General features: G+C 66.6%; 14 protein-coding genes. 8 read left to right on the top strand and 6 right to left on the bottom strand.

Going from position 1 to position 19,730, the window contains the following annotated elements; genetic code table 11:
• Positions 1-129 precede the first annotated feature (129 nt).
• Positions 130-1,281: a PAS domain S-box protein gene (locus tag ACQR1F_RS12640; protein ID WP_434913134.1), complete on the top strand. Its 1,152-nt coding sequence runs from the start codon at positions 130-132 to the stop codon at positions 1,279-1,281.
• Positions 1,282-2,097: 816 nt separating this feature from the next.
• On the opposite strand, the gene ACQR1F_RS12635 is transcribed toward ACQR1F_RS12640, so the two are convergent.
• Positions 2,098-3,690 carry an ATP-binding protein gene (locus ACQR1F_RS12635; protein WP_316177810.1) on the bottom strand — a complete coding sequence of 531 codons (1,593 nt, stop codon included), beginning with the start codon at positions 3,688-3,690 and terminating at the stop codon, positions 2,098-2,100.
• Between the two features lie 271 nt (positions 3,691-3,961).
• Here ACQR1F_RS12635 and ACQR1F_RS12630 point away from each other — a divergent pair, with 271 nt between their 5' ends.
• Positions 3,962-6,091, top strand: coding sequence for a phosphocholine-specific phospholipase C (locus tag ACQR1F_RS12630; protein ID WP_316177812.1), 2,130 nt, complete (start codon positions 3,962-3,964; stop codon positions 6,089-6,091).
• A gap of 44 nt (positions 6,092-6,135) precedes the next feature.
• Here ACQR1F_RS12630 and ACQR1F_RS12625 read toward each other — a convergent pair whose 3' ends face one another.
• Complete coding sequence (locus ACQR1F_RS12625) at positions 6,136-7,650, bottom strand: ATP-binding protein (protein WP_316177814.1); 1,515 nt, start codon at positions 7,648-7,650, stop codon at positions 6,136-6,138.
• A 321-nt stretch (positions 7,651-7,971) separates the two neighbouring features.
• On the opposite strand from ACQR1F_RS12625, the gene ACQR1F_RS12620 reads away from it, so the two are divergent.
• Together ACQR1F_RS12620 and ACQR1F_RS12615 are read left to right on the top strand one after the other, a co-directional pair.
• The gene (locus tag ACQR1F_RS12620; RefSeq protein WP_434913133.1) at positions 7,972-11,565 is read left to right on the top strand and encodes a PAS domain-containing protein; all 3,594 of its coding nucleotides are present in this window, start codon (positions 7,972-7,974) and stop codon (positions 11,563-11,565) included.
• Positions 11,558-11,941: a response regulator gene (locus ACQR1F_RS12615; protein ID WP_315804509.1), complete on the top strand. Its 384-nt coding sequence runs from the start codon at positions 11,558-11,560 to the stop codon at positions 11,939-11,941. Before ACQR1F_RS12620 ends, ACQR1F_RS12615 begins: the two co-directional genes overlap by 8 nt.
• A 28-nt stretch (positions 11,942-11,969) precedes the next feature.
• On the opposite strand, the gene ACQR1F_RS12610 is transcribed toward ACQR1F_RS12615, so the two are convergent.
• Together ACQR1F_RS12610 and ACQR1F_RS12605 are read right to left on the bottom strand one after the other, a co-directional pair.
• Positions 11,970-12,812, bottom strand: coding sequence for an AAA family ATPase (locus ACQR1F_RS12610; protein WP_315717852.1), 843 nt, complete (start codon positions 12,810-12,812; stop codon positions 11,970-11,972).
• A 97-nt stretch (positions 12,813-12,909) separates the two neighbouring features.
• Positions 12,910-13,155 carry a GlsB/YeaQ/YmgE family stress response membrane protein gene (locus ACQR1F_RS12605; protein ID WP_315717851.1) on the bottom strand — a complete coding sequence of 82 codons (246 nt, stop codon included), beginning with the start codon at positions 13,153-13,155 and terminating at the stop codon, positions 12,910-12,912.
• A gap of 115 nt (positions 13,156-13,270) precedes the next feature.
• Here ACQR1F_RS12605 and ACQR1F_RS12600 point away from each other — a divergent pair, with 115 nt between their 5' ends.
• The 3 genes from ACQR1F_RS12600 to sseA all read left to right on the top strand — a co-directional run bounded on the left by ACQR1F_RS12600 (position 13,271) and on the right by sseA (position 16,012).
• Entirely contained in the window at positions 13,271-14,446 is a 1,176-nt protein-coding gene (locus ACQR1F_RS12600; RefSeq protein ID WP_434885730.1) for a vWA domain-containing protein, read from the top strand.
• Positions 14,447-14,629: 183 nt separating this feature from the next.
• Positions 14,630-15,043 (top strand): rhodanese-like domain-containing protein, encoded by a 414-nt coding sequence (locus ACQR1F_RS12595; RefSeq protein ID WP_315804511.1) that lies wholly within the window; start codon positions 14,630-14,632, stop codon positions 15,041-15,043.
• Between the two features lie 111 nt (positions 15,044-15,154).
• Positions 15,155-16,012 (top strand): 3-mercaptopyruvate sulfurtransferase, encoded by an 858-nt coding sequence (gene sseA, locus ACQR1F_RS12590; protein WP_315804512.1) that lies wholly within the window; start codon positions 15,155-15,157, stop codon positions 16,010-16,012.
• A gap of 13 nt (positions 16,013-16,025) precedes the next feature.
• Here the strand turns inward: sseA and ACQR1F_RS12585 are convergent, their stop codons facing one another.
• Positions 16,026-17,099 carry a hypothetical protein gene (locus ACQR1F_RS12585; RefSeq protein WP_434913132.1) on the bottom strand — a complete coding sequence of 358 codons (1,074 nt, stop codon included), beginning with the start codon at positions 17,097-17,099 and terminating at the stop codon, positions 16,026-16,028.
• 293 nt (positions 17,100-17,392) lie between these two features.
• Between ACQR1F_RS12585 and ACQR1F_RS12580 the strand changes: the two genes are divergently transcribed.
• The gene (locus ACQR1F_RS12580) at positions 17,393-18,613 is read left to right on the top strand and encodes a L,D-transpeptidase family protein (RefSeq protein WP_434913131.1); all 1,221 of its coding nucleotides are present in this window, start codon (positions 17,393-17,395) and stop codon (positions 18,611-18,613) included.
• An 80-nt stretch (positions 18,614-18,693) separates the two neighbouring features.
• Here ACQR1F_RS12580 and ACQR1F_RS12575 read toward each other — a convergent pair whose 3' ends face one another.
• A complete protein-coding gene (locus tag ACQR1F_RS12575; RefSeq protein WP_315804515.1) occupies positions 18,694-19,656 on the bottom strand; it encodes a D-2-hydroxyacid dehydrogenase family protein in 963 nt (320 codons plus the stop codon).
• Between the last annotated feature and the right edge of the window lie 74 nt (positions 19,657-19,730).

The following is a 19,730-nucleotide window of genomic DNA, read 5'->3' as shown; positions in this document are numbered from 1 at the left end:
CTGCAATCTGCAGCGATGTTCTGATTGTGCAGGAATGGCCGTGAATCTGCGGGGCGTGTTCAGGTGTCGCAGGCCGGGATTGCCTTAGATCAAGATCGAGATGATCCTCGGCGCTAGGCTCCATCCGGATTGGATGGTATCGGCTTCGACATGCCAGGGAAGGACATTGCCGAAATCATAGCGGTGCCGAGGGTGTTTCTGGACAGCCTCGGCATCGGCATCTCGATCGTCGACAGTGCGACGGGACATGTCCGGTTTGCGAACGCCGAATGCTGCCGGATCGTTGGATACACGCTGGAGCAGCTCAAGTCCGGTGGGCTGACCTTTGTCGATCTGACCCATCCAGAGGACCGGGAGCGCAATCGACTGCAGCACGAAAAGCTGCTTGCAGGCGAGATCGCGACTTATCAGCTCGACAAGCGCTACTTCCGGCGGGACGGAAGCGTCGTCTGGGGACGTGTGACCGTCAATCCGATCAGGGACGCCAGGGGCCGCCTGAAGTGGTTCTGCGCCGTGGTCGAAGACATCACGACAACCAGGATCCTGGAAGAACAGCTTTCAGCCGCGGAGAAGCTCGCTGGGTTGTCGACGTTCAACCTGATCGTCGATGCAGACGATTCCAAGGGAGATTTTCCGCCGGCGCCGCCATCGTCGCTGCGCGACATGCTGTGCCACGTGCATCCCGAGGATCGGAACGGGCTCGCGCAGGCCATCCGTCGCGCGATCATGAAGCGAACCGGCTACACGCGCGACTACCGGGTGCTTGGTAGAGCCGGTGCGGTGCGCTGGGTCCGTGGCATGGCGACCTCTGTCTACAGCCCGTCCGACGGACGAACCCATCTCGTCGGTGCGACGATCGACGTCACCACGGATCATCTCGATCGCGATCGCCAGGTGCCGGAGTCCATTCGCAGGATACTGGAACACATTGAGACGAACTGGGATCAGAAGATATCGATCCAGCAGCTCGCGGTTCGCTACGGCGTCAGCCCTCGCACGGTCTATCAGTACTTCGCGAAGAGCGGCGTCTCCTTGGCCGAGAAGATCAAGCTGACGCGAATCCAACATGCGCACCGCTTGCTGTACGATGCGAAAGCAGGTGACACGGTGACGTCGATCGCCTTGCGATGTGGCTTCAGCAATCCCGGGCATTTCGCCAGGGAGTATCGAAAGATCTACGGTGAGACGCCGTCGGAAAGTCTGAGGCAGGCGTCATTGCCGCTTGCGGCGCGGGGGGAAGCCGCCGCTGCTCCGTCCGTCCGCGCTCCGTCCGTCCGCTGATTGTCAGCCGATCTTCACGGCTTCACATCTGGATGGAGCGCCGGCCAGATGTGCCCGACGGGCAATCTCCGCATGCTTCGTATGCGCGAAATGCCCGTCGAGTTAGTTTGCCGCAGCCGCGCCGGCTTGCGTCGTCGGGCAAATCAGGACGATGGTCTTGCCCATCCCGCCTCGAGCAGAGGGACGTACGCCTCGTCACGAACGTGGAGGCGGGCTGCGATGGACGTGACGGCTGTGCCAGACGAGTGCAGTCGTGACGGACGGCGAAGTCGTGTGGTCCTGGCCTCTCGACGCTGAGGTCTGCGCAACGCGCCAAAGGCGCGTTGTTGCAAAATGGGGGCAAGAACGCCGATCCCCAGGGAGAGCACGAAGGACACCGTAAAACCATCGCGCGGGGAAGGCCGGGTCTGTCCGGCTGTACCTGTGGTACCTGCCGCCTGCATTCTTTTGAGCAGGCGGGCCACGGGCCTCAGCCGAGGTCCGGCCTTCCTCGCGCCCTCTCGATTTTCAGGAGGGACATGATTGCCGCATCACCTGCGCCTCATGGGCGGCGGGAAGGCGGCGTCGCGTCTTTATGGGTTGTCTCGGGCACAGTGTGATGGAAGGCGCCAACCGCGATCTCAGCCGTCGTCCCGGCCTTGCACAGGGACCCATAACCCCAGGAAGATGTGTGAGGCACGCTGGTGGATCGATCTCGCTTCACCACCATGGCCGGTGGCTATGGGTCCCGGCGCAGGGCCGGGACGACACCGGTTGTGACGCGCGAGCTCTGGCAAGCGAGACATCGACCGACCGGCGCCACCATCGCGGTTCGCCTCACGCTTCCAGCGCCGTCCTGATCATGCGCGCGAGATCGGCGCTCATATACGGCTTCGCCAGCAGCAGCACGTCGGCATCGAGCCGGCCATGATGCACGATCGCGTTCTCCGTGTAGCCCGATGTGTAGAGCACCTTCAGTCCGGGACGGCGCTTCTCGGCCTCGATCGCGAGCTGGCGGCCGTTCATGCCGCCTGGAATGATGACGTCGGTGAACAGCAGGTCGATGCGTTCCGGATTGTCGATCAGCGCCAGGCCCTCGGCGGCGTTGCTGGCGGCGAGCGTGCGATAGCCGAGCCGCCGCACCTGCGCGACCACGTAGTCCCGCACCAGCGCATCGTCCTCGACGATCAGAATGGTCTCGCCGCCGCGCGCCACCGCCGGACGTGCCGTGTCGGCGGCGGGCAGCTCCGGCGCGCCCGCGGCCCGCGGCAAATAGAGCTTCACGGTGGTGCCGTGGCCTTCCTCGCTGTAGATCTTGACGTGGCCGTTCGACTGCTTGACGAAGCCATAGACCATGCTGAGCCCGAGGCCCGAGCCCTTGCCGACGTCCTTGGTGGTGAAGAACGGCTCGAACACCTTGTCGAGCAGCGGGCCGGGAATGCCCTGGCCGGTGTCGCTGACCGCGATCATGACGTAGCTGCCGGGCTTGGCGTCGCGGTTCAACTGCGCATAGTGCTCGTCGAGCGTGACGTTCTTGGTCTCCAGGGTCAGCTTGCCGCCGTCCGGCATCGCGTCGCGGGCGTTGAGCGCGAGGTTGAGGATCGCGGTCGAGAGCTGGCTCGGATCGATCAGCGCCGGCGCGCTGTCATGGGCCAGCATCGATTCGATCTCGATCTGCTCGCCGAGGGTCGGCCGCAGCAGGCGGCCGGCCTCGACGATGAGTGCATTGATGTCGGTGGCGCGCGGCTGCAGCGGCTGGCGGCGCGAGAAGGCGAGCAGATGCCGGGTCAGATCGGCGCCGCGCTCGGCGGCGGCGCTGATCATGCCGGCGATGCCGGCGAGCTGGGGCTTGTCCTTGACGGCGTCGGCAAGGATCTCGATCGTCCCGGTGATGACGGTCAGGATGTTGTTGAAGTCGTGCGCGACGCCGCCGGTGAGCTGGCCGATCGCCTCCATCTTCTGCGCCTGACGGACCTGGGCCTCGTTGGCCTCGATTTCCTGGAATCGCCGCACCATCGCTTCCGCGGCGCGGCGCTGCCGGATCTCCTCCTCGAGCTGCGCATAGGCTTTCTGCAAGGTGATGCGCGTCGGCAGGACCAGAAGCTGAGGCAGCATCTTGATCATGATGACGATGATTCCGATCGAGGTGACGCCGAGAAAGACGTTGATGATGTCCGTGATGGTCGAGGTCGGCACCCAGAGATCGACGATCGCGAGCAGGCGGGTGACCCCGACGACGGCCACGAAGGTCGCAAGCGCCCCGACGATGCCGCGGAACATGACGTCGCGCCAGCGCCGCCGCAGGAACGTGCCGACGACGAAGGCGATGGTGAAGAAGGCGCTGGCGATCAGTCCGTTGGACACGACCTGCAGCCATGTCCATGCCACCGCGCCCTCCAGACCCGCCGCTTGCACCGTCAACGTCGGCATATGCAAACCATCCTCAACAACGCAACCCGCCAAATCCGGGCTCGCCCGGTCTGTCGTCGTCGCAACCCGAACGGATCATTCAGCTTTTCGTCTCGGGTGCAAGGGCAATGGCGGCTTCGACGTGCATCGCGGCAGGGCGCCCTCGCCGCGAATGCCGCTCCGCCGCGCGGCGTCAAAAGCCTGCCACACATCCTTTACCGCCCGGTCACGCGGTTGTTAACGCGCCGACCTAAGCCGCTCGACACCGTCATCACCATGGGGAATGAACGAGATGTCGAACACGATCGCGCACAACCGGCGCGAGTTCCTGCGGCTGCTCGGAGCGTCGGCTGCGACCGCCGCCCTCGGCCAGAGCATCGAGCGCGCGCATGCCATTCCGGCGTTCAATCGCCACGGCAGTATCGAGGACGTCAAGCACATCGTGGTGCTGATGCAGGAGAACCGCGCCTTCGACCATTATTTCGGTGCGATGCGCGGCGTGCGCGGCTTCAACGATCCCCGCGCGGTGAAGCTGCCGAACGGCAACCCGGTGTGGCAGCAGCCGAACGGCGCGGGGGCGGTGATGCCGTTCCGCGTCGACAATGCCGGCCAGGTCTATGTCGAGGACGTCGCCCATGGCTGGAACGACGGTCAGAAGGCCTGGAACAACGGCAACTACGACAAGTGGATCGCCAACAAGGGCACCACGACCATGACCTGCATGAACCGGCAGGATCTGCCCTGGCACTATGCGCTGGCCGACGCCTTCACGGTGTGCGATCAGTATTTCTGCTCGGTGATGGGACCGACCGATCCGAATCGCTACTACCTGTGGACCGGCTGGGACGGCAACGATGGCAAGGGCGGCGGACCGGTCATCACCAATGCGGAAGCCGGCTACGACTGGACCACGTTCCCGGAGCGGCTGGAGAAGGCGGGCATCTCCTGGAAGGTCTATCAGGACATCGGCACCGGGCTGAATGCAGCCGGCTCCTGGGGCTGGACCCAGAATCCGTGGATCGGCAATTACGGCGACAACTCGCTGCTGTATTTCCACCAGTACCAGAATTCGCAAGCAGGCAGTCCGCTGTACGAGAAGGCGCTGCGCGGCAGCAACATCGCCAATGGCGGCACGTTCGAGAACCTGTTCGACGGGCTGCGCAACGACGTCCGCAACGGCACCCTGCCGCAGGTCTCGTGGATCGCAGCTCCCGAGGCGTTCAGCGAGCATCCGAACTGGCTGCCGGGGCCGGGCGCCTGGTACATCTCCAAGGTGCTCGACATCCTGACGTCGAATCCGGAGCTGTGGAGCAAGACCGCGCTGATCATCAACTACGACGAAGGCGGCGGCTTCTTCGACCATGTCGTCGGTCCGTATCCGGCGATGTCGCAGGCCTGGGGACAGTCGACCGTCGATGTGAGCACGGACCTCTTCGCCGGCGATGGCAGCCACATGGCCGGTCCCTACGGCCTCGGCGTCCGCGTGCCGATGCTGGTGGTGTCGCCGTGGTCGCGCGGCGGCTTCGTGTGCTCGGAAGTGTTCGACCACACTTCTGTGATCCGCTTCATCGAGCGCCGCTTCCACCACAAGGCGCCCGATCTGTTCGAGAGCAACATCCCGGCATGGCGGCGCGCGGTGTGCGGCGATCTCACCTCGGCGTTCAACTTCACATCGCCCAACGAAGGCATGGCGCCGCTGCCGAGCACGGCCGGCTACAAGCCGCCGGTCGCCGACATCACCTCGGGCGCGCGCTTCGACGACTATCATCCGGTGCCGCCCGCCAAGCAGGTCCTGCCGCAGCAGGAGCCGGGCATCCGTCCGGCGCGCGCGCTGCCCTACGATCTGCGTGTCGACGGCGATGCCGATGCCGCGCACAAGACGTTCGGAATCCGCTTCGTCAATCCGGGGCAGGCCGGCGTCTGCTTCCACGTTCGTTCCGGCAACACCGCGGCCGGCCCGTGGAGCTACACCGTCGAAGCCGGGAAATCGCTGCACGGCGTGTGGGACCTCGCGGCCAGCGCCGGCCAGTACGATCTGTCGGTGTACGGGCCGAACGGCTTCTTCCGCCACTTCAAGGGCGGCGTCGCCACCACCGCGGCGCTCGTCGATGTCGATACCGTCCATCTCTGCGATTGGGACGACGGCGACGATGCCCGCAGCCTTGCGATCGCGCTCACCAACAAGGGCGCGAGCTGCGTGGTGACTCTGGCCGACAACTACACCGGACGCAGCGAGCGGCACCGGCTGCAGCGCGGCCAGCGGCTGGAGACGCGGGTTCGCCTGCAGCAGACCCATGGCTGGTACGACCTGACGGTCACGACGGACGGCGACGCCAACTTCAACTGGCAGCTTGCAGGCCACGTCGAGAACGGTCGGCCCAGCATCAGCGATCCGGCGATGGGCAGGATCGCCGCGACCTGATCGCAGACGACGGCGGGAGGCGCCCGGAGCAAACCGGGCACCTCTCACGACGACGAAGCGACGAGGCCTTCGTTGGTCGCATCGTCGGCATTGGGATCGCCTGGCGCGGTGGCCCAGGCGAGCTCGACCAGGGTGACGATGCGGCGGCCGGCGCCGTCGAGCTGGCAGACGATGAGGCCCTGGTCCTCGATATAGGTCAGCAGGCGCTGCGCCCGGCGCAGCGAGTGCGAGCCGTAGGCGCGGGCGATTGCGGCATCGCTCGGGCAGGGGCGGCCGTCCTTGGCGGCGCGGGCGATCATCATGAACACGCCCTGCATGTCCTCGGGCAGCAGCGAGGCGCGCAAGGTGACGTCCTGCCAGCCGGCGTCGTCGGCCGCGTCATCGCCGCCGAGGCCGGCACGGGCGCGGGTCAGCATGCGGCGGAACTCGTTGAGGTCGGGCACGGCCGTGCCGAGCCCCTCGATGCGGCAGCGGACGACGAACTCCTGGTAGAGCACGCCGACGGCGCGGAAGCCCGCGTCGGGCTCGGCCAGCACCGCGCGCAAGACGCGCTCGACGCGGGCTTTGCGCTCGGCGAGCTCCTCCTCGCTGACGGCGGGCGCCGGCGGCTCGGGGCGCAGCTCGAGCGCAGCAGACTTCGCCGCCATCAGCTGGTCGAGCAGCTCGGGCTGCGGCTTGCGCTGCGGCCGCGCGTTGGTCTCGGGCGGCGGTGCGGCGAGAATCACCGCGCGGGCGTCTTCGAGCGACGCTTCCGGCAGCGGCATCAGCCGCGGCGTCGCGTTGCGCGGCTTGGTGTCGGTCGGGCCGATGCGCAGGCCCAACGGCCGGCGCGACAGCGCGGGGCCCAGCGCCATGAACTGGCCGCGCTCGAGGTCGCGGAACGCCTCGGCCTGGCGCCGCTCCATGCCGAGCAGGTCGGCGGCGCGGGCCATGTCGATGTCGAGGAAGGTGCGGCCCATGAGGAAGTTCGAGGCCTCGGCCGCGACGTTCTTGGCGAGCTTCGCCAGCCGCTGCGTCGCGATCACGCCCGCCAGCCCGCGCTTGCGGCCGCGGCACATCAGGTTGGTCATCGCGCCCAGCGACGCCTTGCGGGCCTCGTCGGAGACTTCGCCCGCGACGGCCGGTGCGAACAATTGGGCTTCGTCGACCACGACCAGCATCGGGTACCAATGGTCGCGGGAGATCTCGAACAGGCCGTTGAGAAAGGCGGCCGCGCGCCGCATCTGATTCTCGGCATCGAGGCCTTCGAGGTTGAGCACCGTCGAGACGCGATGCATCCGGGCCCGTTCGCCGGCGACCTGCAGGGCGCGCTCGGTGTGGTCCTCGGCCTCGATCACGAGATGGCCGAATCGCTCGGCCAAGGTGACGAAGTCACCCTCGGGGTCGATGATCGTCTGCTGCACCCAGGGCGCGCTCTGCTCCAGCAGGCGGCGCAGGAGATGCGACTTGCCGGAGCCGGAATTGCCCTGCACCAGGAGCCGGGTCGCCAGCAGTTCCTCGAGGTCCAGGGCGGCAGGCGATCCCGCCGCCGTCTGCCCCATCTCGATCGCAACCGTCATGTGCCCCGACTCAACCCCGCTTCACGCAGAGGCTGGCGCTTAACAAGCGCAGCCGCGCACGTCGAGCGTTTGCGTTGGACTGTCCCAAGTTGCGAGATCGGCTGTGGATGGACGGATGGATCCCGCCGCGCCGCCGAGTTCCTCGTTGATGCGCTCGTTGCCCGTTCTGGCCAGTGCTTGGCGCCCGCGCGCATTTCACGATATTGTGCGATGAAAAAGGGGCCAGGAGTGAACGAGCATTCGGATGCCGGTCGCGCGACGTTTCAGGCGTTCGCGCGCGGGGCCGACTTCCTGCAGGGAGGCGGGGAGATGGGAGCGCTCATGCGCATCCATGATTGGTCACGGACGCCGTTGGGGCCGCCCGAGAGCTGGCCTCAGTCGTTGCGCACGTCGATCAGCACCTGCCTGGACTGCGCGTTCCCGATCCTGATCTGGTGGGGCCCGGAGCTCGTCATGCTCTACAATGACGAATATCGCCCGATCCTCGGCTCGCAGAAGCATCCGGCCGCGCTCGGGGCGCCCGGGCACGCGGTATGGTCCGAGATCTGGGAGGTCATCGGCCCGATGTTGCGGCACGTCGTTGGGCTTGGCGAAGCGACCCGCTCGCGCGACATGCCGCTGTTCATCGACCGCCATGGCTACCTCGAAGAGACCTATTTTTCGTTCTCCTATTCGCCGATTCGCGACGAGACCGGCGGTGTCGGCGGTGTCTTCACCCCCGTCATCGAGACGACGGCCCGGGTCGTGGGCGAACGCCGCATGCGGACCTTGCGCGATCTCGCCGCGCGCGGCCGTGCCGACAGTCTGGCGGATGCTTGTCGCGAAGCCACCGACGTCCTCGCCGAGAATCCGCATGATGTCCCGTTTGCGCTGATCTACCAACTCGGCGAGGACCAGCGATCGGCACGGTTGCTGAGCGCCGCGGGGGTACACCCGGACAGTGCAATCGCGCCGGCGCAGATTGCCCTCGACAGCGATGGGGACGGGCTGTGGCCGGTCCGGGCGGCGGCGCGCGCGGTGGCGCCGATTCGCGTCGTGCTGGATCGTGCGAAATTTGCCGGCGTCCCGACCGGCGCATGGCCCGAGCCGCCGCAGCTGGCACTGGCGCTGCCGGTTGCGACGGGGCGGGAGCAGGCGACGGCGATCCTGATCTGTGGCGTCAATCCGCGCCGCGCCCTCGACGCCGAGCATCAGGGCTTCTTCGATCTGATGGCCGCTCAGCTCGGCAGCGCCTTCGCCGAGACGCTCGCCTATGAGCAGGAGCGGCGCCGCGCTGAGACGCTCGCCGAGATCGATCGCGCCAAGACCGCGTTCTTCGCCAATGTGAGCCACGAGTTCCGTACGCCGCTGACGCTGATGCTCGGTCCGCTCGAAGATGTGCTGCGGTCGCAGAGCTTGCCGCCGGCAGATCGCGACCGGTTGGAGATCGCCCAGCGCAATGCCTTGCGGCTGCTCAAGCTGGTCAACACGCTGCTGGATTTCTCGCGGATCGAGGCCGGCAGGATGCAGGCGGTCTACGCGCCGGTTGACCTCGCGAGCCTGACCGCGGAGATCGCCAGCACCTTCCGCTCGGCGATCGAAGCCGCCGGCCTCAGGCTGATCGTGGATTGCCCGACGCTGCCGGAGCCGGCCTATGTCGATTGCGAAATGTGGGAGAAGATCGTCCTCAACCTGCTCTCCAACGCGTTCAAATTCACCTTCACGGGCGACATCGAGGTCCGGCTCGTCACCTGCGATCGTCATTTCGAGCTGAGCGTGAAGGACACCGGGACCGGCATCCCGCAGCACGAGCTGCCGCGGCTCTTCGAGCGTTTCCATCGCGTCGCCGGCGCGTTCGGCCGCACCCATGAAGGCTCGGGCATCGGGCTCGCACTGGTGCATGAGCTCGCCAAGCTGCACGGCGGATCCGTCGCGGCGACCAGCGAAGCCGGGCAGGGGAGCACGTTCGCGGTCAGAATCCCCAGGGGACGAAGTCATCTCCCGTCCGATGCGGCGCCGGCGCAGGAACCGATGCTTCGCGGTGCGCGGCCGTTCATCGCGGAGGCATTGCGCTGGCTGCCGGATCCGCCGTCGCTCGACGCGCATGCCGTTCCGGACATCGACATCACCACCACGTCAGCCGACAGGGCCGGGCCGCGCCCCCGCATCCTCCTGGCCGACGACAATGCCGACATGCGCGACTATGTCCGCCACCTGCTCGCCGCGCGCTACGATGTCGAGACCGTCGCCGATGGTGAAGCCGCGCTCGCGGCCATCGCCCGCGACAAGCCCGACCTCGTTCTGTCCGATGTGATGATGCCGCGCATCGACGGCATGCAGTTGCTGGCACGGCTGCGCGCCGATGAACGGGTCGGTACCATCCCGGTGATCCTGCTGTCGGCCCGGGCCGGAGAAGAGAGCCGCGTCGAAGGCATGGAGGCCGGTGCGGATGATTATCTGATCAAGCCGTTCAGTGCGCGTGAACTGCTGGCGCGTGTCGAGGCGCATCTCAAGATGGCCCGTCTGCGTGCCGAAGCGACGGAGCGACTGCGCGCCAGCGAGGAGCGCTATCGCGCTTTCGTAACCGCGAGCTCCGACGTCGTCTATCGCATGAGCCCGGACTGGCGGGAGATGCGCCAGTTGCAGGGCAAGGACTTCATCGCCGATACGATGAAACCGAGCCAGGGCTGGCTCGCGAAATACATTCATCCGGACGATCAGGCGCAGGTGACTGCGGCGATCAGCAGGGCCGTCGCGACGAAGGGCATGTTCGAGCTGGAGCACCGCGTGATCAGGATCGATGGCAGCCTCGGCTGGATCGATTCGCGCGCCATCCCCATTCTCGGGCGTGACGGCGAGATCATCGAGTGGTTCGGGACGGCGCGCGACATCTCCGAGCAGAACAAGGCCGAACGGGAATTGCGCAAGAGCGAGGAGCGCCTGCGCAGCGCGGTCGAGGTCGGGCGGCTCGGCCTGTGGGACTGGAACGTCGCAACCGGCGAGGTCTATTGGTCGGACGAGCACTTTCGCATGGAAGGCTATGCTGTTGGCGAGCTGACCCCGAGCTACGAGGCCTGGGCGGCGCGCATCCATCCCGACGATCGTCCCGCAGCCGAAGCCGCGCTTCACCGCGCGATGGAGGCGCACCAAGAATATGTCAGCGAGTTTCGCGTGGTGCATCCGGGCGGCGCAATTCGCTGCCTGTACGGCCGTGGGCGCTTCTTCTATGACGACGCGGGACGACCGATCCGCATGACCGGCGCCATGGTCGACGTGACCGAGCGGCGTGAATGGGAGGAGCGGCAGAAGGTGCTGGTGGCCGAACTGCAGCATCGCACCCGCAACCTGCTGGGCGTGGTCCGCTCGATGGCCGACAAGACGGCGCGTGCCAGCGCCGATCTCGGCGATTTTCGCGCCCGCTTCCGTGATCGGCTGGATACGCTGTCCCGAGCCCAGGGCCTGCTGTCCCGCCTCAAGGAGAATGATCGCGTCACCTTCGACGATCTGATCCGTAGCGAGCTGTCGGCTGTCGCCGGCGGTTCGGAGCGCATCGGGCTGTCGGGACCGTCCGGCGTCAGGCTGCGGTCGTCGACCGTTCAGACCCTTGCCATGGCCCTGCACGAGCTCGCCACCAACGCGGTCAAGTATGGCGCGCTGGCGCAGCCCTCGGGCCGGCTCTGCGTGGTCTGGTCGCTCGATCGCGAAGGCGCGGAAGGCCAGCCCTGGCTGCATGTCGAGTGGCGCGAGAGCGGCGTCGACATGCCGCCGCCAGCCACGATGCCCGTCGGCACGGGGCAAGGGCGCGAGCTGATCGAACAGGCCTTGCCCTATCAGCTCAGCGCGAGGACCTCGTACGCTTTCGCATCCGACGGTGTCCGTTGCACGATATCGATTCCCGTTTCGCTCACCACACTGGAGCTTGAGGATCATGCCTGAACGCTCGCTTCGCGACCGTCATATCCTCATCGTCGAGGACGAGTATATGCTTGCCGACGAGCTGCGCTGCGCCTTCGGTAGTGCCGGCGGCACGATCCTGGGCCCGGTCGGAACCGTCCCTGACGCGCTCGCCTTGATCAAACGCGAGGGGCGGATCGAAGGCGCCGTTCTCGACGTGAACCTGCGCGGCGACATGGCGTTTCCGGTCGCCGATCTGCTGGTCGAACGCGGCGTGCCCTTCGTTTTCACCACCGGCTATGACGAATCGGTGATCCCGGACCGCTTCTCGAAGATCCTCCGCTGCGAGAAGCCGATTGCCGTCGATGGGATCATGCGTGCGCTCGGACGCCTGATCAAGAGGACGGCGCCGCAATGACGCGCCGGTCGGATTGAGCCGGGCGCCCTCACACCTCGCGCCGGCTGAGGAAGGCGAGCCGCTCGAACAGGTGGACGTCCTGCTCGTTCTTGAGCAGCGCACCGTGCAGCGGCGGGATCAGCTTGCGCGGATCGCGCTCGCGCAGCTGCTCGGGACCGATGTCCTCGTTGAGCAGCAGCTTGAGCCAGTCGAGCAGCTCGGAGGTCGACGGCTTCTTCTTCAGGCCGGGCACGTCGCGGACCTCGAAGAAGATGCGCAGCGCTTCCTCGACCAGCCGCTTTTTGATGTTCGGGAAGTGCACGTCGACGATCCGGCCCATCGTATCCGGATCGGGGAACTTGATGTAGTGGAAGAAGCAGCGGCGCAGGAACGCATCCGGCAGCTCCTTCTCGTTGTTGGACGTGATGATGACGATCGGGCGCAGCTTCGCCTTGATGGTCTCGTTGGTCTCGTAGACGTGGAATTCCATCCGGTCGAGCTCGAGCAGCAGGTCGTTCGGAAACTCGATGTCGGCCTTGTCGATCTCGTCGATCAGGAGCACCGGCCGCTGCTCGGCCGTGAAGGCCTCCCACAGCTTGCCGCGCTTGATGTAGTTCTTGATGTCGGACACCCTGGAGTCGCCGAGCTGGCTGTCGCGCAGTCGCGAGACGGCGTCGTATTCGTAAAGGCCCTGCTGCGCCTTGGTGGTCGACTTGATGTGCCAGGTGAGCAGCGGCGCGTTGACGGCCTTGGCGACTTCCTCGGCCAGCACGGTCTTGCCGGTCCCCGGCTCGCCCTTCACCAGCAGCGGGCGCTCGAGCACGATCGCCGCATTGACGGCCACTTTGAGGTCGTCGGTGGCGACGTAGTCCTGGGTGCCGGTAAATTTCATCGCGTCTCGCTCATCGTTCGAACTTGTGTTGAGTGGCTACGCAGCGGCAACGCCGCTGCGGCTTTGAGATGATGGCTGCCATCGGAAGCAGAAATAATCAAGCGCGCCTGATCAATGAGAGGATCACGAGCACGATGACGGCGCCGATCGTGGCGTCCAGGATCGCCCCCAGCGTGCCGCTGGCAAGCGCAATGTGCAGCGCCGGCAGCACGTAGCTTGCGACCAGCGCGCCGATGATGCCGATGACCATGTTGCCGATCAGGCCGAAACCTGCGCCGCGCACGATCAGCCCCGCCAGCCAGCCCGCGACGGCGCCGATGATCAGTGCTGCAATGATACCCATGAAAGCCCCCATTCCGCCTGTTGTTCCAGGGATTGTAGAGCAAAATGCCGGCGGGTCCAGCGCGGGGCGGGGAGCGGCCCTTGACGTGCCCTCCCAGCCGCGCGATCTAATGGGTATGTTCCTGCAATTCTTTACAGCACTGCGCGACGCGCAGGTCCCGGTCTCCTTGCGTGAATATCTCACGCTGATGGAGGCGGTCGACGCCGACCTCGCCGAGCACTCGGTCGAGAATTTCTACTATCTGTCGCGCACCGCGCTGGTGAAGGACGAACGCAATCTCGACAAGTTCGATCGCGTGTTCGGCTCCGTGTTCAAGGGGCTGGAGAGCCTGCTCGACGCGATGGAGAAGGCCGAAATCCCCGAGGAATGGCTGAGGAAGCTGGCCGAGAAATACCTCACCGAGGAAGAGAAGAAAGAGATCGAGGCCATGGGCTGGGACAAGCTCATGGAGACCTTGAAGAAGCGCCTGGAAGAGCAGAAGGGCCGTCACCAGGGCGGCAACAAGTGGATCGGCACGGCGGGCACGTCGCCGTTCGGCGCCTATGGCTACAACCCCGAAGGCGTCCGCATCGGCCAGGAGAAGAACCGCAACAACCGCGCCGTGAAGGTGTGGGACCGGCGCGAGTTCAAGGATCTCGACGGCAATGTCGAGCTCGGCATCCGCAACATCAAGGTGGCGCTGCGCCGCTTGCGCAAGTTCGCCCGCACCGGCGCGCCGGACGAGCTCGATCTGGACACCACGATCCGCGAGACCGCCAATCACGGCTATCTCGACGTGCACATGCGGCCCGAGCGGCGCAATGCGGTGAAGGTGCTGGTGTTCTTCGACATCGGCGGCTCGATGGATTCGCACATCGCCCAGGTCGAGGAGCTGTTCTCGGCCGCCAAGAGCGAATTCAAGCACATGGAATATTTCTACTTCCACAACTGCCTCTATGAGGGCGTGTGGAAGCAGAACAAGCGCCGCTTCACCGACCGCACGCCGACCTGGGACGTGCTGCACAAGTACCCGCACGACTACAAGGTCGTGTTCGTCGGCGACGCCTCGATGTCGCCTTATGAGATCATGGTGCCCGGCGGTTCGGTCGAGCACGTCAACGAGGAGCCGGGGTCAGTGTGGCTCGACCGCGTCATCCGCACCTATCCCCACGCGGTGTGGCTCAATCCGGTGGCGCAGAAGCATTGGGACTATTCGGAGTCCACCACCCTCATTCGCCGCATCTTCTCCGAGCGCATGTATCCGATCACGATCGAGGGATTGGAAGCGGCGATGAAGGAGCTGGTGAGGTAAGGCGCTCGTTCTGCGGCGCGCGATGCAAGGCCGTCGTTGCGGGCGGTCGCGATAGCGACCAAATCCGGAATATCGAGCTTGTGCGATCGGCTCTGGATTCCGGGTTCGGTCCTGACGGACGACCCCGGAATGTAGACGCGAAACGACGCCGCTCGGCGGCTGGAAAAGACGAAGGAAGAAGACATGCCCCAGACCATCACGCGCGGGATCAAGGCGCTGCTCGATGAAGCCAATGCCGAGATCGAGACGCTCTCGGCGGCTGAGGCGATCGCGGCGGCGAAGCGCGACGATGTCGTGATCGTCGATATCAGGGACCCCCGAGAGATCGAGCGTGAGGGCAGGATTCCCGGCGCGTTCTCGTGCACCCGCGGCATGCTGGAGTTCTGGATCGACCCGCAGAGCCCCTATGCCAAGCCGGTCTTTCAGCAGGACAAGACGTTCATCTTTCATTGCGCCGGCGGCCTGCGCTCGGCGCTCGCGGCCAAGACCGCGCAGGACATGGGCCTGAAGCCGGTCGCCCATATCGGTGGCGGTTTCGCGGCGTGGCGCGACTGCGGCGGGCCGGTCGAGGCCTGGGCGCCGAAGAAGAAGGATTGATCGCTGCCCGTCGCACGCGGGCTTGACCCGCGTGTCCATCGCTTCGACAAGGTGGATCGCCGGATCAAGTCCGGCGATGACGATCGAATGTGAAGCCCGGAGCTTTTGCGCATGACCATCCACGACGACCCTCTCGTCTCCACCGACTGGCTCGCTGCGCATCTGGGCGATCCCAAGGTGAAGGTGCTCGACGCGACCTTCAAGATGCCGGGTGTGCTGCCGCTGCCGAAGGACGATTACCTGAAGGCGCACATCCCCGGCGCCGTGTTTTTCGACGTCGACGAGGTCTCCGACCATTCCAATCCGCTGCCGCACATGTATCCGAGCGCCGCGCAGTTCGGCCGCGACGCCGGCCGGCTCGGCGTCAGCAATGGCGATACGGTGGTGGTCTATGATTCCGGCGGCTGGGTCGCCGCGCCGCGCGCCTGGTGGATGTTCCTGTCGTTCGGCCACACGGATGTGCGCGTGCTCGACGGCGGGCTGAAGAAGTGGATGGCGGAGGGGCGCCGGGTCGAGAGCGGGCAGGTCACGCCGGCGCTTGGCACGTTCAGCGCGACGTTCGATGCCGCGCGCGTGCGCCGGATCGAGCAGATGGTTGCCAATCTCGCCGGCAATGCCGAGCAGGTGATCGATGCGCGGCAGGCGCCGCGCTTCGCGGGCGAGGTCGCCGAGCCGCGGCCCGGTCTCCGATCCGGCCATATCCCCGGCAGCCGCAATCTGCCCTATGCGGAGCTGTTCGACGCGGCGACCGGCGTGATGAAGCCGCTAGACGAGCTACGTAAGGCGTTCGGCGCCGCTGGCGTCGATCTCGCCAGGCCGATCGTCACCTCCTGCGGCTCCGGGGTGTCGGCGGCGGTGCTGACGCTGGCGCTCTATCGTCTCGGCATCCGCGACACCGCGCTCTACGACGGCTCGTGGTCGGAGTGGGGCGTCGAGAACGGTCCGCCGGTTGCGACCGGGCCGGCCTGATCGCTAGCTCCGCCTACCGCGTGCGCGGCCCGGCAGCCTGCTGGACGGCCGCCTGCGGTTGACCAAATGGCTGCTGTCCGAATGGATCGGGGAACGCGGTCTGTTGCTGCAGTTGGGCCGCTGCCTGCCGCGCCGCCCTGACGCGCTGGGCGATGCGCCGCTGCTTGGCGCGGCGCGCCGCAACCTGCTTCTCCCGGGCCTGGCGCTTCTTGAGGATGCTCCGGCGCAACTGAACGCTCGCGACCTTCACCGAGGCACGATGCTCGCCGGCCGCGGGCCGCTCCTGGCGCGCCGGCTGCTCGGCCAGCGCGGCGAGCTTGGCCGCGATCGGGTCGAGCACCGCCGGAACGGGCGCGGCGGCGGCTGCGGTCGTCATCATCGGATCGGCGCTGGCGAGAATCTGAGGAGCCGGCGGCGGCGGTGAGACCACGGCGGCCGCAGCTTCGGTCGACGCCGGCGGCGGGGGCGGCGCTGCAGTCGCGGGCGAACTGTCCATGCTCGGCCTGTCGGAGACTTTTTCGACCGGAACGACGATCGAAGCGGACGTGTCCGGAATGGGGCGCTCCGGTTTGGTGCTCTCGATCCGGTCGTTCGTCACGGACGCGGTCTCGACGATGGCGGAGGTGCGGGACGTGTCGACCGTTTCCGCCGGCAGCGAGGGCGTAGGCACATCGGTGGCCACCGCAACGGGCGTCGCCTCGGGCGTCTCGGCGGCCGGCGCCGCCGTCGACGGCGCGCTCGGCGGCTCGGACGCTGCCGGGGGAGCATCGGCCACGACCGGCGGCGGCGTCACCGGCGGTGTCGGAATCGAATCCACCCGCAGCACCGCGAGCACCGGCGTGGGTTCGGCCGGCGGCAGGAACGTGGTGAAGCCGGAGGCCTGAGTCGTGCGCCAGGACGCGTTGCTGACGAACTGCTCGTGGGCCGCGCGCAACAGGGCCGCAGCGCCCATGCCGAAGATGGTGAGAGAGATGGAACAGACGATCGCGGCGACCAGAAAACGAAAGCCGGGAAGCATTGACGGTAACTCTCGCCACGGCAGCGTGACTGCCGAGACCTTAGAGCCAGTAGGGAACGCGGTGATCACAGGGAATGCCGCGTTCGCGACGAGGCCGGCTTCTGCCGTGCATCGCGAATCAGGCTCAGGTCAGAATACCGGAAGTGTTCCCGCCCGCTCGGCAAATCACGGCATCCATGGGGCCTGCGGGGGCTCCGCCGCACTTTTTCGGCGGCGTGAGACTTCCGTGCAACGACGGAGACATGATCACAAATTGCCGAAGTCGGGCCGCTCAGGCCGGAATTGTCTTGAATGCGCCGCTATCTTCGGCCATCTGGCACAGCAAAGGTCCCAATCGGCGGCTTGGGGATACTGCAAGGGCGATGATGATCAGACAAATCCTGACGGTTTGCGCGGTCGCGGCAGCGGGCGTGACGGCAACTTCGTTTGCCGAGGCACAGCAGGTCTATCAGACCGCGCCTGGAGCGTACTCACCGGCGCCGACGCCTTACCCGGCCGATGCGCGCGGGCAGGGGCAGGATTTTGACGCGCTCGACGATGAGAATGCGCCTGGCAATTCCGCGGCGTTGCCGCCGCCCGGCCCGGTGATCTCGCCGGACGATCCGCGGTACGGTCGTCCAGCCAATGCGCCGGTTTATGGTGCTGCGGCTCCGACCGGTCCCATCCTTTCTCCCGACGATCCTCGTTATGGACGTCCGGCCGGTGCGACGGTCTACGGAGCCGCTCCGACCGGCCCGGTGATGTCCCCGGATGATCCGCGCTATGGCCGCCCGGCTGGTCCGCCCCCGGTAATCTACGGTGATCGTCCTGCCTCCAGCCAGCAGGCCTATGGTGGCGCCAGCGCGCCCGGTGGCGACGCAGGCGCGCCGCGGCCGCCCGGCGCCGTCGGTGGCGCTCCGGCCGTCGCGGGCGCGGCACAGGCCCCGGCCGCTGGAGATCGGCCGATGACGGTGGCAGCTCTGCCGCCCGAGGAACAACCCGATGCGGCGCCGGCGCCGCTGCCGCCGAACCTGCGCCGCCAGGAGGTCGACTTCGTCACCAAGGAGCCGCCGGGAACGATCGTCGTCGATACGCCCAACACCTACCTCTATCTGGTGCTCGGCAACGGCCGGGCGATGCGCTACGGCGTCCGTGTCGGCCGCGAAGGCTTCACCTGGACCGGCGTGCAGAAGATCACCAAGAAGACCGAGTGGCCGGACTGGTATCCGCCGAGCGAGATGATCGAGCGGCAGCCCTATCTGCCGCGCTTCATGGCCGGCGGTCCCGGCAATCCGCTCGGTGCCCGCGCGATGTATCTCGGCTCGACCGTGTACCGCATCCACGGCACCAACCAGCCGTCGACGATTGGCAAGTTCGTGTCGTCGGGCTGCATCGGCATGCTGAACGACGACGTCGCCGACCTGTTCGACCGGGTCAAGGTCGGCACCCGTGTGGTCGTGATGCCGGGCGGTGCGCCTCCAGGTTCCAGCAAGAACATGGCTGCTGCCGCGGCCCAGGCGCCCGTCCAGGCCCAGGCGACCGTGCCGGCGGCTGGCCAGCCCGCCAACATGCAGCCGCTGCCGCCGCCGGTGACGATCCGCTGAGGCGGGCGCGTGCGAGCTGATCACGTTGAAAACACCCTCCTCGGAGGGTGTTTTGCTGTGAGGGCCGCTCTCGTCTGCTTTTAAGCCAGCCGGCGCGGCGGCTCGGCCCCTGCGAGCCAGGTGGCGATGCAATCGACCATCTGGCCGTAATGGGCGCGAAAACTCTCCTCGGTGACGTAGCCGAGATGTGGTGTGAGCACGACGTTGCCGAGCCCGCGCAGCGGATGGGTGACCGGCAGCGGTTCCACCGAGAACACGTCGAGCCCGGCACCGGCGATGCGCTGGTCGCGCAGCGCCTGCAGCAGCGCCGCCTCGTCGACGATCGGCGCGCGCGAGGTGTTGACGAGATAGGCGGTCGGCTTCATGCGCGCGATGTCGGCCGCGCCCACCAGCCCGCGTGAGCGATCGCTGAGCACGACGTGGACGGTGATGACATCGGCGGCGGTGAACAGCTTCTCCTTGGTCGCGTAGCCTACTCCCGCCGCCTCGCAGCGTTCGGGCGTCAAATTGGGACTCCAGGCGATCACGTTCATGCCGAACGCCTTGCCGAGCTCTGCGACCTTGGTGCCGAGCTTGCCCAGCCCGATTACGCCCAGCGTCTTGCCCTCGATCTCCACGCCGCCCAGCGCCTGCCAGGGCTCCCCGGCGTGCATGCGCGCGTTCTCCTGGCCGATCCTGCGCGTCAGCTCCAGGATCAGGCCCATGGTGAGCGGTGCGGTGGGGTCACGGCCATATTGCGTGCCGCAGACGACGACGCTGCGTGCCTTGGCGGCCTCCATGTCGATGGCGGCGTTGCGCATGCCCGAGGTGATCAGGAGCTTCAGCTTCGGCAATCGCTCGATCAGGGAGCGGGGCAATGGCGTCCGCTCGCGCATCGCGCAGATGATGTCGGCATCGGCGAGCGCGCTGGCGGCCGCTTCCTCGTTGCCGAACGGCTGTGTGAAGGCCGTCACATCCACCCTGTCGGCCAGCCGGGGCCAGTCGGCTAATGAGAGGGCTGTATCGTAATAGTCGTCGAGGATCGCACAGCGCAGCCGTGTCATCGGCAGGGTCCATTCATCGGGGGACGGCGGCAATGGTGAATGCCGTCAGGAATGGAGCCATGCTTGCGCGCAAC

The sequence above is a fragment of the Bradyrhizobium sp. HKCCYLS3013 genome, assembly GCF_051167615.1.
Classification (GTDB): Bacteria; Pseudomonadota; Alphaproteobacteria; order Rhizobiales; family Xanthobacteraceae; genus Bradyrhizobium.
The sequence above is the reverse complement of the archived record's forward strand: the minus strand, read 5'-3'. Positions and strand labels throughout refer to the sequence as shown.